Here is a 14,956-nt window from a genome sequence, read left to right as displayed (position 1 = left end):
CCAGCAACGGGCACTCTGGCAACCAGCGCCGATATTGATTACCTTGTGTTGAGATTCATTCCCATAGACGCCATAGGCTGTGGGCGGCTGAACACCCGAGGAGTCATACCGTGAGCACGCAGGTTGCCAAGAACGCCCGAGAGCTGTTGCTCAAGGAATACCGTGGAGCGCTCTCCACATTGTCCAAAGCCATGCCGGGTTTTCCCTTCGGCTCAGTGGTGCCGTACTGCCTCGACGCGCAGGGCCAGCCGATCATCCTGATCAGCCGCATCGCCCAGCACACCCACAACCTGCAAAAAGACCCCAAGTGCTCGCTGCTGGTGGGTGAGCGCGAGGCGGATGACGTGCAAGCGGTAGGGCGCCTGACCTACCTGGCCGAAGCCGAAAAGCTTGAGGATGAAGCTGCGATTGAAGCCGCCGCCGAGCGCTATTACCGCTACTTCCCGGATTCGGCCAACTACCACAAGGCCCACGATTTCGACTTCTGGGTGCTCAAGCCAGTGCGTCACCGTTACATCGGCGGCTTTGGCGCGATTCACTGGGTTGACCAGCTCACCCTGGCCAACCCGTTTGCGGGCAAAGCCGAGCGCAGCATGATTGAGCACATGAACAGCGACCACACCAAGGCCATCGCCCACTATGTCGAGCTGACCGGCCTGCCGACCACCGAACCTGCGCAATTGGCCGGTATCGACAGCGAAGGCATGCACCTGCGTATCGGCCAGTCCTTGTATTGGCTGCCGTTTGCCGAGCCTTGCAACACGCCGACACAAGTGCGCGAAGCCCTGGTTTCATTGGCTCACGCCGACGCCTGGCCGAAAAAAGAAGCCGTCAGCGCTTGAATTCACGAAACGGCGACGTCATCTAAGGTGGACTGGCAAGGCATTCTTGCGTTGAGGAACCATTTGATGCGCCCTTTTTTATTGCTCTTTCTGCTGTTCCCGGTGTTGGAGCTGTTCGTATTCGTTCAAGTCAGCAGTGCCATCGGGTTTTTCCCGGCGCTGCTGTTGATCATTCTCGGCTCGATGCTCGGCGTGCTGGTGCTGCGCGTCGCCGGCCTGGCCACGGCGCTGCGTGCCCGTGAAAGCCTGAACCGCGGCGAACTGCCTGCACAGACCATGCTTGAAGGCCTGATGATGGCCTTGGCCGGTGGTCTGTTGATCCTGCCGGGCTTTATCAGCGATGTGGTCGGCCTGGTCATGCTGCTGCCGTTCACCCGCAAGCTGTTGGCCGGCAAGATGCGCCAGCGTGCCGAAGAAGCGGCGATCCGCCAGCGTGCGTTTGCCGATGACCTGCAACCCCGTGGCGGTCCGGCCCCACGCCAGCCGTTGGGGCGTGAAGGGGATGTGATCGAAGGCGAGTTCGAACACCGCGACAGCAAATAACCGCATGACCTGCACGGCGCCTTTGGGTGCCGTGTTGCTTTTGGCGCCCGGCATTCGTAAAAAATTTCCGTCGCGGCCTCTTGTAATAAGCTTATGCGCCCTTATGTAACGGTCACCGCAAGGTTTCTGGTGGCGACACCAGACAGACTTCCGCGTCTTGCTTGGCGAGGCGCGACCGGCACCGCCGGAATACAACTTGCCGGTATCGATACCGGCCGATGAAAAACACAATTAGGAGAGATCGACAATGAGCAAGCTTCGTCCTCTGCACGACCGCGTCGTAATCCGTCGCAGCGAAGAAGAAAAGAAAACCGCTGGCGGTATTGTTCTGCCAGGTTCGGCTGCTGAAAAAGCCAACCACGGTGTGATTCTCGCTGCAGGCCCGGGCAAGACGCTGGAAAACGGTCAAGTACGTGAGCTGGCCGTAAAAGTGGGTGACAAGGTTGTTTTCGGCCCTTACTCCGGCAGCAACACTGTGAAAGTCGACGGCGAAGACCTGCTGGTCATGGCTGAGAACGAAATTCTCGCCGTTCTGGAAGACTGATTCCCCGCTCATTTTCCCGTTACTACAAAGTATTTAAGGAATATCGATCATGGCTGCTAAAGAAGTTAAATTCGGCGATTCCGCCCGCAAAAAAATGCTCACCGGCATCAACATCCTGGCTGACGCGGTAAAAGCGACCCTGGGCCCTAAAGGCCGTAACGTGGTTATCGAGAAGAGCTTCGGCGCTCCGACCATCACCAAGGACGGCGTTTCCGTAGCCAAAGAAATCGAACTGGAAGACCGTTTCGAAAACATGGGCGCGCAGCTGGTCAAAGACGTTGCCTCCCGTGCCAACGATGACGCAGGCGACGGCACCACCACCGCTACCGTACTGGCTCAAGCCATCGTCAACGAAGGCTACAAGGCCGTCGCTGCCGGCATGAACCCGATGGACCTCAAGCGCGGCATCGACAAGGCGACCATCGCCATCGTTGCTGAGCTGAAAAAGCTGTCCAAGCCATGCGCCGACACCAAGGCTATCGCTCAGGTAGGCACCATCTCCGCCAACTCCGACAACTCCATCGGCGACATCATTGCCGAAGCCATGGAAAAAGTCGGTAAAGAAGGCGTGATCACCGTTGAAGAAGGCACTGGCCTGGAAAACGAACTGTCGGTTGTAGAAGGCATGCAGTTCGACCGTGGCTACCTGTCCCCGTACTTCGTCAACAAGCCTGAGACCATGGTTGCCGAGCTGGACAGCCCGCTGATCCTGCTGGTCGACAAAAAGATCTCGAACATCCGCGAAATGCTGCCAGTGCTGGAAGCCGTTGCCAAAGCCGGCCGCCCACTGCTGATCGTTTCCGAAGACGTTGAAGGCGAAGCCCTGGCGACTCTGGTCGTGAACAACATGCGTGGCATCGTTAAAGTCGCCGCCGTCAAGGCCCCAGGCTTCGGCGACCGTCGCAAGGCCATGCTGCAGGACATCGCTGTTCTGACTGGCGGTACCGTAATCTCCGAAGAGATCGGCCTGAGCCTGGAAAGCGCCACCCTGGAAAACCTGGGTAGCGCCAAGCGCGTGACCATCTCCAAAGAAAACACCATCATCGTTGACGGTGCTGGCGTTGAGCAGGACATCCAGGCTCGCATCACTCAGATCCGTGCCCAGGTTGCCGAAACCTCGTCCGACTACGACCGTGAAAAACTGCAAGAGCGTCTGGCAAAGCTGTCTGGCGGCGTAGCAGTGATCAAGGTTGGCGCCGGTTCCGAAGTTGAAATGAAAGAGAAGAAAGCCCGCGTTGAAGACGCCCTGCACGCAACCCGTGCAGCCGTTGAAGAAGGCGTGGTACCTGGCGGTGGCGTTGCGCTGATCCGCGCTCTGGAAGCCCTGGCTGACCTGACCGGCGACAACGCTGACCAGAACGTCGGTATCGCTGTTCTGCGTCGTGCCGTTGAAGCACCGCTGCGTCAGATCGCTGCCAACTCCGGCGACGAGCCAAGCGTTGTGGTCAACGAAGTCAAGAACGGCAAAGGTAACTACGGTTACAACGCTGCGACTGGCGAATACGGCGACATGATCGAAATGGGCATCCTGGACCCTACCAAGGTGACCCGTTCCGCGCTGCAAGCAGCAGCCTCCATCGGTAGCCTGATCCTGACTACCGAAGCTGCAATCGCCGACAAGCCAAAGGCTGAAGGCGCAGGCGGTGGCGGTATGCCTGACATGGGCGGCATGGGTGGCATGGGCGGCATGATGTAAGCCAGCCTTACCCGGCTACTGAAAAGCCCCGCCTGCAGTGATGCAGGCGGGGCTTTTTTGTGCAGTATCCAAAAATGTAGGAGATCGAATGTGGGAGCTGGCTTGCCTGCGATGGCATCACCTCGGTGTACCCGACATACCGAGTCGCCTGCATCGCGGGCAAGCCCGGCTCCCACATGGCTGCCTATGTGGACCTCAACCCAATGTACGGCGCCGCAACAGCTTCCTGAAGGTCATGCCCCGTGCCAGGGTTACTTGGGCAGCCGGCACAAGTGCCACGGGTTGCGGTGCAGCAGCTTGGTCGAGTGAGCCAGGGCCAGGCAGGTGCGCGAGTTTCTCAACGCCGGCGGCTCGGGGCCACCTCCGGGGTGGTGGGGTGAGGAGCGCATCCTGCGCCGTTGGCCGACGTGCCGTATTGGCGGTGTGATCGCCAGCGTGTTTGTCTTCCATCCGTGGTGATGGCTTGTCCGTAACCGCCAGGCGCGAGGCCGACGCATTACCGGGCACGAATGCGCCGGCAACCATGCACAGCGACAGCATCAAGGTGGGCAAATGCTTCTTACGGGGACGCATGAAAGGGCTCTCCAACCAGGGATTCAGTTGGCGAGGTTACGGGCGATGGGATGGCTTGGCTGTCACAGGCTGTAACAGCGCTCTAAAGAGGCCGCAACGGCAGTACCAGGCTCATGCGTGCGCCGCCCAGCGGGCTGCGGGTTACCGACAACTCACCGTGATGCCACTGGGTTGCGCGCTTGGCCAGCGCCAGGCCGAGGCCGAAGCCACTGGTCTCGTCGCCGCCCATGGCAAGCCGCACGAAGGGCTCGAAAATCTTTTCACGGTTCTCCGCCAATATGCCGGGGCCGTCATCGTCGACATGCAGCACCAAGTGCTGCTCACCCTGATAAGTGGCGCTCACGCACACTCGATCACGCGCGTAGGTGATGGCGTTGCTCAACAGGTTGCGCACGATCAGGTGCAGCAGGGCGCGGTCGCCGATCAGTTCAAGCTGTGCAGGCTCGGTTTCCAGGCTCAATTGGCGATGGTGCCCATCCAGCAAGGCGAACTCCTGATGCAGCCAGTCACGCAGGTTGATGGGCTCGTGCTGCAAATCAGTGGGCGCGCCGGCCATCCGCGCAAAGGCCAGGCTGGCACGAACCAGGGCTTCGAGTTCTTCGACATCGGTTTGCAAGCGCTCCTGAAGGCGTGCGCGGGTCGGTGGGTCTTCGCTTTTGCTCAGCAACGTAAGGGCGAAACGCATGCGCGCCAGCGGCGTGCGCAGTTCGTGGGAAACAGCTTGGGAGACTTCGCGATGGCGTTCGCTCATGGCGCTGATCTCCCGTGCATGCTGCTGCAAGGTCAGCAGCAACGGCGTCCATTCTTTGCCCAGGGCCGGCAGCATCACATTTGGGGTGCGTGCCAGGGTGCCCAGGCAGTTGTTGAGCATGGCCAGGTCCTTGTTATGCCGTCGGTACGCGCGCAAACCCAAGCCCAGCAGCAGCAACACCGGCAAGCCTGCGACGCAGGCGGTGATCCAGAAAATCGGGAATTTCAGCAGGTCCTTGACCTCGGCACTCCCCCACATAGGGCCGAATCGGATCACGGTATTGTCGTCCAGCGGGAAGTAACTGATGTCTTCGTCGCTGTTCAGCGCCGGCTGCTGGTGTTCGAGCATGACCATGGCTTCGGGCGGCAATTCGACGTCGTCATAAGGGATCAGCTCTACCGGGTACTGGAAGTGCGCGCGCAGGATGTCCATGCGCGCTTCACGCTTTTCGGCAGGCACGCCTTTGAGCTGTTCGGCCACCAGGTAGCCTGGACCGGCCATCAAGCGCAAAAAGCTGTCTTCGCCGACAAACACCGAGGCGTTGGTGCACAGCCACAGCAGATAAAGGGTCAGGCTCGTCCAGCCCGCGCCCGCCACGGCCACCATCCAGGGGCGCAGTTTAAACATGCTGGGCCGCCTGGGGGATTTCGACAAACAGGTAGCCTTGGGCCGTGATGGTCTGGATGGTCACCGGGCAGGCCAGGCTCATCAGCTTTTTGCGCAGGCGCGACACACGCATATCAATCGAGCGGTTAAGCCCGTCGTATTCCAGGCCGCGCAAGCTTTGCAGGAGTTTCTCGCGGGTCAGCAACACGCCACTGTGGCGGGCGAAAATCGCCAGCAGTTCGAACTCGGCCACCGAGAACTGCAACGGCGTGCCGTCGAGCCAGGCGAAATGACTGTTGAGGTCCAATCGAAACGCGCCCCACTGATAAGACGCATTGGGCGCCTGGCGGTGACGGCGCAGTAATGAGCGCACCCTGGCCAGCAACAGCAGCGGGTCGACGGGTTTGACCACGTAGTCGTCGGCACCCACGTGGAAACCGGTCAATTGCTCGGCGTTTTCATCCAGTGCGGTCATCATCAGGATCAGCCCGGGGTAGCTGTCGCGAATCTGGCGGCACAGGGTAAACCCGTCGATGCCCGGCAACATGACATCGAGGATCAACAGCGCCGGTTTTTCCTCAATAATGCGCTGTGCGGCGCGATCACCACGGTGCTCCACAGCGACGGTAAAACCTTCCGCGCGCAGGAACTCGGCCGTCAGCGCGGCCAATGGGCGGTCATCTTCGATCAGCAACAGGGAGTCGGACATGCAAGGGCGCCATCGCCAGAGGATGGCGCAAGTGTTGCGCCCTTGCCGTGGCGAGGCAAGGGCTCAGAGGGGCGGTCAACGCAGTATGAGCGCATGGTCCTTATTTCGATGGGCGCGATGTTCGCCCTGACACTGTCGTTAATTTGTGAAGCTATAGTGAAAAACTTGTTTGGCTATGTAATTGGTTGAAAACCTTTATCGACGTGGCTTCAAGCTCTATCCCTGAGCCACACTTGGCCTTAAGCTGCGCGAGCCAACAAGGCCGTTACCGCGTACGGAGACACTGCCCATGCGAATTTTATTGGTTGAAGACAACCGCGATATTCTGGCCAACCTGGCCGATTACCTGGGGCTAAAGGGCTACACCGTGGACTGTGCGCAGGACGGTTTGTCGGGCCTGCACCTGGCCGCCACCGAGCATTACGACCTGATCGTGCTCGACATCATGCTGCCCGGTATCGATGGCTACACGCTGTGCAAACGCCTGCGCGAAGACGCCCGTCGCGACACGCCGGTGATCATGCTCACCGCCCGCGACCAATTGGATGACCGGCTGCAGGGCTTCAAGTCCGGCGCCGATGACTACCTGCTCAAACCGTTTGCCTTGTCCGAGCTGGCCGCGCGCATCGAAGCCGTGTTGCGCCGTGCCCAGGGCGGCGGGCGCCGTGCCCTGCAAGTCGGTGATTTGAGCTACGACCTTGATACCCTGGAAGTCACCCGCGAAGGGCGTCTGCTCAAGCTCAACCCGGTGGGCTTGAAGCTGCTCGCGGTGCTGATGCAAAAAAGCCCGCACGTACTGCGCCGCGAAATCCTCGAAGAGGCCCTGTGGGGCGACGACTGCCCGGACAGCGACAGCCTGCGCAGCCACGTTCACCAATTGCGCCAAGTGATCGATAAACCCTTCGCCAAGCCGTTGCTGCAAACGGTACACGGTGTGGGTTATCGCCTGGCCGAGGGCCGTGATGGAGTTTAAGCAAAGCCTTGCCCAGCGGATCATCATCGCCTTTGCGCTGATGAGTGCGTTGGTGGCGGGGGCCTTCGCCATGGGCATCGTTGCAACCGTGCACCTGGTGGAAGAAAAACTGATTTCGGCCGGCCTGGGCGGCGACTTGCAGCGCCTGTTGCTGATGGACAGCGTTGAGGACTGGAGCCACCGGCCCGAGCCCGACCAGCTGTTTTACTTCAGTGGCGGGCCTGGAGATTTCGAACTGCCCAAAGACCTGCGGCACCTGGAGCCGGGCTTTCACGAAGTGTTCCGCGAAGCGCTGTCGTACCACGCCATGGTTGAAGTGGTGGATGGCCGACGGTACGTGTTGCTGCAAGACCAAAGCGATTTCGAAGAGCGCGAGCGCGTGCTGTTTGCCGTGGTACTGGTGGGCTTTGTGCTCAGCCTTGCGCTGGCGGTGTTCCTCGGCTGGGTGCTGGCCCGCAAGGTAATGGCGCCGGTGGTGCGCCTGGCTCGCCAGGTGCGCCATCGTGACCAATTGCTGGGCTTGGCGCCACCGCTGGCGCCGGACTACGCCGCCGATGAAGTCGGCGAGCTGGCCGTGGCGTTCGACGCCACCCTGGGCCGCCTGCGTGCGGCCTTGTCCCGTGAGCAATTGTTTACCAGCGACGTCAGCCACGAACTGCGCACGCCCTTGATGGTATTGGCCAGCTCCTGCGAACTGCTGCTGGAAAACCCGGCCATTGACCAGCGTGGTCGCAACCAGGTGCTGCGGATCGCCCGCGCGTGTGAAGAAATGCGCGAACTGGTGCAGACCTTCCTGATGCTGGCGCGTGCCCAACACGATGATTCCGCCATGTCGGCCCAAGTCAACCTGACCCAGGTGGCCGAAGATCTGCTCGGCATTTGGCGCGGGCCCATCGAGCAAAAAGGCCTTGAGTTGATCTACAGCCCAGGAAACCCGTTGGACACGCGCTACAACACCACCTTCTTGCATGCGGTGATGGGCAACTTGCTGCGCAATGCGTTGCACTACACCGAGCAGGGCTTTATCCGCCTGACGCTCGAACCCAGCGGCTTTGTGGTGGAGGACACCGGGGTCGGCATTCCCGAAGACAAGCGTGAAGCGATGTTCGAGCCCTTTGTACGCGGCAGCGAGAAGCGCGGTGAAGGCCTGGGCCTGGGCTTGTCGCTGGTGCAACGCATCTGCGAGAGCCAGGGCTGGAGCGTCAGCCTGAGCACCATGGAGCCCAACGGCTGCCGGTTTCATGTCGAGTTGAGCCAGGTCAAACCCTGAGGGTGGACCTGGCCGTTATCCTGCCAGACAACCCGCTAAATCGGCGAAGATGGCCCCATGCTATTGCTTGTATCTGTAAAGTCTTGAAATGTATGGGGTTGGACAGGACAAGTTTTTCACAACGGGTTGACCTGTTGATCACAGTTTGCTGCCTAAGGTTGTAGGCATCAGCTACTGGAGATCCGTTGATGTCTACCCCGATCAAGCTCGATTTTTCCGAAAAGTACGACGATCAGCACGCGCAGAATTATTTGCTCAAGCATCAGGACAATCTGGCTCGCCGGCTGTCCCACAAACGCGACGAGCAATTGGCGCGCGGCGCGTTGGCCATGGCTGGCGAGCCAGGCCTGGTGCTGGACCTGCCTTGCGGTGCCGGGCGGTTCTGGCCATTGTTGGCGGAGAAGCCCAACCGTGTGATTATCGGCGCTGACAATTCGGAGTCGATGTTGAAGGTTGCCACCGTCGCCCAGCCGGCGGAGGTGGTGAAGCGGGTACGGCCTTTGCACACGTCTGCCTTTGATATCGATTTGCCCGATAACGCGGTCGACAGTATTTTTTGCATGCGTTTGATGCACCACATTGGTGATCCGGCGCACAGGCTGGCAATACTGAAAGAATTTCAGCGGGTTACCCGCGACAGCGTGATTATTTCGTTGTGGGTGGATGGCAATTTCAAGGCTTGGAAACGCAAGCGCGCCGAAGCCAAGCGTCGCAAGAAAGGTGAGCAGGAAGGTTACCAAAACCGGTTTGTGTTACCGGCTGCTACTGTCGAGGCAGAATTTGAGCAAGCCGGTTTCCGAGTTCAGGAATCCCTGGACTTCATGCCGCTCTACGCCATGTGGCGAGTCTATGTATTGCGTAAGAGGTAACAGGATGGCAGTTGAGTGCGTATCAGGCAGTCACGTAGCTCCCGAAGAACGATTTGATTTTTTCTGGCGCCAGCAGGGCGAATGGGTCGAGGAACCCAACCGCCGACGCGGTGGTGAAAGCGGTGTGCAGCGAGTCGTGAGCCCAAATGGCCGCTTGCTCTACAGCAAACGCCAGACCGGGCATATTTACCGCAGTTGGCTTCACCCGTTCGGACGCCCGACCGTATTGCGCGAACGTGACGCCCTCAAAGGCCTGCGTTCGCTGGATGTACGCGTTCCGGAACTGGTGTTCTGCGGCGCGCGCCGTGACCCCGAGCACCAATGGAAAGCCTTGTTGGTGACGGCGTCCCTCGATGGTTTCGACGAGATCGAAAACTGGTACGCCGCCGGTGGCCGTGAGCAGTACGGCGAGTTGGTTCACGAGCGCATGCTCAAGGAATTGGCGGGCACCCTGGCGCGCATGCACAAGGGCCGCTGGCAACATGGTTGCCTGTACATCAAGCACATTTTTGTACGCGTGACCGGCGAAGGCGACTCGGCCAAGGTGGAAGTGGCGCTGCTGGATTTCGAGAAGTGCCGTCAGCGCTTGACCGCTTATCGGGCCGCCTCCCATGACATGCTGCAATTGCGCCGCCATTCGTCGTGGAACAGTACCGATTGGGAAAAACTCAGCTACTTTTACGAGACGGCGTTTGGCAGCGCTATCAAGGGTTTAAGTAGATGAAGCTAGAAATAGCACGAGGTGTTTTCCTGGTCGGCGCGTTGGGCATTGCAGCCCTGGCGCTGGCTGCGTGGGAACAACCTCGCACACAAGTGCTGAGTGCGGTGCAGGGCAGCGGGCAATGCCTGCTGCCACGTGTTGCCAAGGCCAGTGTGGCGGCCAAGCCGGATCATGAGTTGCTGTTGTTCATGTTCGGCATGTCCCAAGGGATGAGGCCGCAGAGTTGAAGGCATCAAAATCCCCATAAAAGGCCCCGCATTGCGGGGCCTTTTACGTTGCGGCACACGCGGCTAAGCCAAGGGGGGCGTGCGCTCACTTGACTGACCGTTGGTCGAAAATCCGCTTCGCGAGTACTCGACAGATAAAGGTGTCAATGCGGATTTTCCTACACGACCATAGGAAACATCCTTTGTTGGGTACGAAAAGCTTGGCTCGCTATGGTATCTTCCCTGACCTTTTTTCCAGCGACTGGGGCTTCTCTATGCGTTTGGCGCGTTGCAGAAGGTGAAAAGGATAATCGACCGATAACGGTGGCTGAGGGAACGTGTGGATGCTGATGAAAGTTAATAACTCAAGATAAACGTTTGCAGTGGTAGAAATCAGAATAAGCCGCTAAGGCTATTAGTCGCTTTAACTGCGCGTTTTTTTGTGTTGGGGTGGGTCGATGATTTTCAGTTCTTCTATATTCATATTGGTGTATTTGCCAATAGTGTTTGCGGTTTACTTTGTTTTAAATAAGACTCGATTGGTGTCGGCCGGGAAGATATGGCTGGTATTGGCCAGTTTGTTTTTTTATGGCTACTGGAGTGTTACGTACCTGCCGTTATTGCTGGGCTCGATCGTATTCAACTACGCGAGTGGCTGGCTGGTCTCACCTTATACAACGGCACTGCAAAGCGCACACAGGAAAAAATGGGCGCTGGCCGGGGCGATTGCGATCAACCTTTCGCTGCTCGCGTATTTCAAATACACCAACTTCCTGATTGATAACTTTAATACCCTGGCCGGTGGCCATGTCGGGTTTGAACAGATCATCTTGCCGCTGGGTATCAGCTTTTACACCTTTACCCAAATTGCCTTCCTGGTCGACAGCTACCGTGGCGAGGCGAAAGAATATGACTTCATCAACTATGCGCTGTTCGTCACGTTCTTCCCGCATCTGATTGCCGGGCCGATCCTGCATCACAAAGAAATGATGTCGCAGTTCGAGTCGCGGTGGACCTTGTTTGTTCGGCACAAGAACATTCTGATGGGGATCTTCATTTTCAGTGTCGGCTTGTTCAAGAAGGTCATTCTGGCCGACACCTTCTCCGTGTGGGCGGATGCTGGCTACGCACCCGGCGCGCATCATGACTTCTACAGTGCCTGGGCCACCAGCCTGTCTTACACCTTCCAGTTGTATTTTGACTTCAGTGGCTACTGCGACATGGCGATCGGCGCCGCGTTGTTATTCAATATCTGGCTGCCGATCAACTTCAACTCGCCGTACAAGTCCCTCGATATCCAGGATTTCTGGCGCCGCTGGCACATGACCCTGAGCCGCTACCTGCGTGACTATCTGTATATCCCGTTGGGCGGCAACCGTTGTTCTTCCCCGCGTATCTACATGAACCTGATGCTGACCTTCATTCTCGGCGGCCTGTGGCATGGTGCCAGCTGGATGTTTGTCATATGGGGCGCCCTGCACGGCGGCGCGTTGGTCATTCACCGTATCTGGAAGCAGTTAGGCATGAGCATGCCCAACCCGCTGGCCTGGCTGATTACATTTCTGTTTATCAATATCACTTGGGTGTTTTTCCGAGCGACCTCGATACAGGACGCGAACAACATCATTATCAAAATGTTTGATTTCGGCTCTATCACCGGTACGCCTGTCAGCGCCGTACCTACCGCCAGCCTGGCATGGGGCGGTGTGTTGTCGGACCATTTGTTAAGCGTGCTGCCGCAGGGCATCGCCGTGAACGCGATTTGCTTCGCGATGATTTTGATTGGCTTCATCATCACGCCAATGAAGAACTCGTTCACGCTGACCGTTGAAGGCACCTTTGGATGGAAAAAAACCATCTGGATGACGCTGGTGTTTGCGATTGCCATGTATTCCACCCTGAAGACGACCAGCACCGTCTTCTTGTATTTCAACTTTTGATCGGTGTCGTGATGAAAAACAAAATAGCCGTATTTTTCATTTCTACCTTCCTGATCCTGATGATTTCGCCAGTGTTCAACCTGGCAACGCGCCTGCCTGGCCACACCGATGAGCATGTGAAATGGTGGGAACTTTCGTTTCTCTACAACATTGATTTTGCGATGCCATTAGTGGGCGGTCTCTACAATTTGCTCGGTATCTCGATTGATCCGGGTGAAGTGCTGGTGGGCAAGGATGGGTGGTTTTTCCTTGGTGATGACTACGTAGGGTCTATTTCAGTCAAGCGAAATGGAATGACGGCGGAAGACGCCAGTACGATTGAAAAAGTGACGGCTAATCAGAAAAAGTGGGAGAACTGGTTCAAGCAGCATGGCGTGAAGCAATACCGCGTGTTGATTGGCCCGGATAAGGACTCTATCTACCCGGAGTACCTGCCGGAATGGGCGGCTCATTCGCCTGATGCTGTTTCCGCACAATTACTGAAAAATGCCCCGCCTGGCGTGTATGTCGATGCGTTCAGTCCGCTATTGGCAGCTAAAGATAAAAGCCAGCCGCTTTATTTCAAGACCGATACCCATTGGAATGACCGGGGTGCATGGATCGCCTTTATGGCGTTGGCGAATAATTTGAGTAAAGCCGAGCCTGCGCTCGTCTGGCCTGACGTTGCTGATGGAGACGTGGTCGCTGTCACGGACAGGGAAGGTGGCGACTTATCCAGATTTCAACGGATACAAAGCTGGACGCACGACCAGGAAGCTGTCTTGCGCTTTCGCGAAAAATTCAGCATACCTGTAGAGCGCTACGATTATGAGTCGGGGGCATTGTTGGGGACAAACAACAATCTGCCAAATCTGGCGCCCCGTCGTCCTGAGCTTTTTGCATCACCCAAAGCACTGAACAATAAAAAGGTCATTTGGCTCAGAGACTCTTATGGCATTTCGCTGTCACCCTTCATGGCGGCCACTTTTTCAAAGGTCATTCAAGTGGATCACGAATCCATCAACAGTGATGGACTGACGAAGTTGGTTGAGCGCTTCAAACCCGACTATGTCTTGTATTCTGTGGTTGAGCGAGCATCGCGAAGGGGGCTGTTTCTGACTCCGCCCGACCTTTTTGCAACCGCACCGAATACCATCGGCTTCAAGCCCGGAGCCAAGGGAAGTGTCGCGCAAACCAATGATGTAAAACCCGCTGACAAGCCGAACACCTACACCATTACTGGCGTGGACCCTTACATCATTTTTACGCTGGCGCCTCAGGTCGTTGGTTCGAAGTCACATCAGTTGGCGTTCGAGTTTGAATGTTTCAATGCCGCAGAGCCCCGAATTCCTCTTCAGATATTCTGGTCAACACCGTCTGAGGGCATAAGTGAAAGCAACAGTGCCCGATTCTTTGTCAAGCAAGGGACCACCTCTGTTGATCTTTCCGGAGCTCCTGGCTGGCCGACCACAGAGCAGGTCGTCAATATTCGTTTCGACATCGACAGCGCCAAAGCCTGCTCAGGGTTCTCCATCAAGAACCTGGCTACCGGTATGAACGTAGAAGCCGCCAGCAAGAAGTAACAAGGTGGCTGCCGCGTTATAGGGCCATGCGTGGCCCTATACGTGAGCGCGATCAGATCAGGTGCAGATGGTTATCCCAAAGCCCGGCCGGCAATTGCAGCGGCTTGGCGACCAACTGCGGCTGGCGGCAATCGTAGAAGCGGCAACGGCCCTGGCCTGAGGTGACGACAAAGCCATCCGCCACCGCGCCGACACCGGCGCAGTCGGGCAACGGCCCGTCCAGACGCAGCGCACCGCTGTCCATGTCCCAGATAAAAAACCGGTTACCCCGCGGCGCTGTCAGTGCGACCAGACGCAGTTCGCTGTGCACGGCGACGCTGGCGGTGTAATGCCCCATGGCTTGCAGTTGCTCATCGGCCACCGGGAACGCCACGAACGGCTGCCCCGGGCGCTTGATTGCGAGCAACTCGGAACGCTCCTGGGACGGCCCCATGAACTGCTGCCCGGTGAGGATCGTGCCATCGCTGGCAATCCCCATATGCCGCACGCTGTTCATCTGTTGGCCCAGGGTTTCCTTGCTGATCAGGCTACCGTCGCGGTGCATCAACACCAGGCTCGGTTCCATGGCATTGAGGTTCATCTCCACACGGCTTTCGGCTTCGGTGCGAATGCCGCCGTTGGCCACCACCAGGGTTTCGCCGTCGGGCATCCACGACACCTGGTGCGGGCCGATGCCATGGGTGGAGATTTCGCCACTGTGCACCAGGCGCTCGCCCTCGAACTTGTACACACCGAGCAGGCCACGGCCGGGGTCGGAGGTGTCGTTCTCGGTGGTGTACAGCCAGTCGCCGCTTTTGTGGATCACCGCGTGGCCATAGAAATGACGATTGGCGTTGGACGTGATGGTTTGCAGCAGCGTGCCAGTACGCAGGTCGATCAGGTAACTCTCGGTGCCCGGGCGACGGGCGACGAACAGCGCAATCGGCAGTGTCGGGTGGTTGATGATGTCATGGCAGCGCTGGCCGACCTGGGTGGCAAACACTTGCGTGCCGTCCAGGCGAAAACCCACGGCGTAGTGCTTGCCGTCCGCGTCATTGCGGGCCGACAGCAGCAGCGGTGCCTGCTTCTTTTGTTTGAACAGCGTCCAGCCACCCAACGTCAGTGCGCTGAGCAGCACACTGCCAACCGCCAAAGCCTGTCGCCTGAGCATC

At 58.1% G+C, this 14,956-nt stretch carries 15 protein-coding genes; 11 read left to right on the top strand and 4 right to left on the bottom strand.

The annotated features are described in order from the left end of the window. The first annotated feature begins 110 nt into the window (after positions 1-110). The 4 genes from PSH96_RS23310 to groL all read left to right on the top strand — a co-directional run bounded on the left by PSH96_RS23310 (position 111) and on the right by groL (position 3,625). The gene (locus PSH96_RS23310; RefSeq protein WP_305455376.1) at positions 111-842 is read left to right on the top strand and encodes a HugZ family protein; all 732 of its coding nucleotides are present in this window, start codon (positions 111-113) and stop codon (positions 840-842) included. Between the two features lie 66 nt (positions 843-908). Continuing rightward, complete coding sequence (locus PSH96_RS23305) at positions 909-1,385, top strand: FxsA family protein (protein ID WP_016975517.1); 477 nt, start codon at positions 909-911, stop codon at positions 1,383-1,385. 247 nt (positions 1,386-1,632) lie between these two features. Continuing rightward, positions 1,633-1,929: a co-chaperone GroES gene (gene groES, locus PSH96_RS23300; RefSeq protein ID WP_017139748.1), complete on the top strand. Its 297-nt coding sequence runs from the start codon at positions 1,633-1,635 to the stop codon at positions 1,927-1,929. A gap of 49 nt (positions 1,930-1,978) precedes the next feature. Beyond that, on the top strand, positions 1,979-3,625 hold the full coding sequence (groL, locus tag PSH96_RS23295) for a chaperonin GroEL (RefSeq protein WP_056858678.1): 1,647 nt from the start codon (positions 1,979-1,981) through the stop codon (positions 3,623-3,625). Positions 3,626-3,820: 195 nt separating this feature from the next. Here the strand turns inward: groL and PSH96_RS23290 are convergent, their stop codons facing one another. The 3 genes from PSH96_RS23290 to PSH96_RS23280 all read right to left on the bottom strand — a co-directional run bounded on the left by PSH96_RS23290 (position 3,821) and on the right by PSH96_RS23280 (position 6,264). After that, positions 3,821-4,198, bottom strand: a complete 378-nt coding sequence (locus tag PSH96_RS23290; RefSeq protein ID WP_305455371.1) for a hypothetical protein — start codon at positions 4,196-4,198, stop codon at positions 3,821-3,823. 82 nt (positions 4,199-4,280) lie between these two features. Beyond that, a complete protein-coding gene (locus PSH96_RS23285) occupies positions 4,281-5,576 on the bottom strand; it encodes a sensor histidine kinase KdpD (RefSeq protein WP_305455368.1) in 1,296 nt (431 codons plus the stop codon). Further along, positions 5,569-6,264: a response regulator transcription factor gene (locus tag PSH96_RS23280; RefSeq protein WP_305455366.1), complete on the bottom strand. Its 696-nt coding sequence runs from the start codon at positions 6,262-6,264 to the stop codon at positions 5,569-5,571. The genes PSH96_RS23285 and PSH96_RS23280 overlap by 8 nt, the downstream gene beginning before the upstream one ends. A 289-nt stretch (positions 6,265-6,553) precedes the next feature. On the opposite strand from PSH96_RS23280, the gene colR reads away from it, so the two are divergent. From colR to PSH96_RS23245, 7 genes are all read left to right on the top strand, one after another. Beyond that, entirely contained in the window at positions 6,554-7,237 is a 684-nt protein-coding gene (colR, locus tag PSH96_RS23275; protein WP_003175870.1) for a two-component system response regulator ColR, read from the top strand. Further along, positions 7,227-8,507 carry a HAMP domain-containing sensor histidine kinase gene (locus tag PSH96_RS23270; RefSeq protein ID WP_305455365.1) on the top strand — a complete coding sequence of 427 codons (1,281 nt, stop codon included), beginning with the start codon at positions 7,227-7,229 and terminating at the stop codon, positions 8,505-8,507. Before colR ends, PSH96_RS23270 begins: the two co-directional genes overlap by 11 nt. Before the next feature lie 188 nt (positions 8,508-8,695). Beyond that, a complete protein-coding gene (locus tag PSH96_RS23265; protein WP_305455364.1) occupies positions 8,696-9,376 on the top strand; it encodes a class I SAM-dependent methyltransferase in 681 nt (226 codons plus the stop codon). A 4-nt stretch (positions 9,377-9,380) separates the two neighbouring features. Continuing rightward, positions 9,381-10,100 carry a lipopolysaccharide kinase InaA family protein gene (locus PSH96_RS23260; RefSeq protein ID WP_058422710.1) on the top strand — a complete coding sequence of 240 codons (720 nt, stop codon included), beginning with the start codon at positions 9,381-9,383 and terminating at the stop codon, positions 10,098-10,100. Next, positions 10,097-10,324, top strand: coding sequence for a hypothetical protein (locus PSH96_RS23255; RefSeq protein ID WP_056858671.1), 228 nt, complete (start codon positions 10,097-10,099; stop codon positions 10,322-10,324). The genes PSH96_RS23260 and PSH96_RS23255 overlap by 4 nt, the downstream gene beginning before the upstream one ends. A gap of 548 nt (positions 10,325-10,872) precedes the next feature. Further along, positions 10,873-12,243 carry an MBOAT family protein gene (locus PSH96_RS23250; RefSeq protein WP_305455362.1) on the top strand — a complete coding sequence of 457 codons (1,371 nt, stop codon included), beginning with the start codon at positions 10,873-10,875 and terminating at the stop codon, positions 12,241-12,243. Then, positions 12,147-13,805 (top strand): hypothetical protein, encoded by a 1,659-nt coding sequence (locus PSH96_RS23245; RefSeq protein ID WP_305455360.1) that lies wholly within the window; start codon positions 12,147-12,149, stop codon positions 13,803-13,805. Before PSH96_RS23250 ends, PSH96_RS23245 begins: the two co-directional genes overlap by 97 nt. Before the next feature lie 52 nt (positions 13,806-13,857). On the opposite strand, the gene PSH96_RS23240 is transcribed toward PSH96_RS23245, so the two are convergent. After that, entirely contained in the window at positions 13,858-14,955 is a 1,098-nt protein-coding gene (locus tag PSH96_RS23240; RefSeq protein ID WP_305460153.1) for a DUF1513 domain-containing protein, read from the bottom strand. Between the last annotated feature and the right edge of the window lies 1 nt (position 14,956).

The sequence above is a fragment of the Pseudomonas sp. FP2338 genome, assembly GCF_030687515.1.
Taxonomy (GTDB): domain Bacteria; phylum Pseudomonadota; class Gammaproteobacteria; order Pseudomonadales; family Pseudomonadaceae; genus Aquipseudomonas; species Aquipseudomonas salomonii.
Note: the sequence above shows the minus strand (reverse complement) of the source record. Positions and strands in the feature narration are given on the sequence as shown.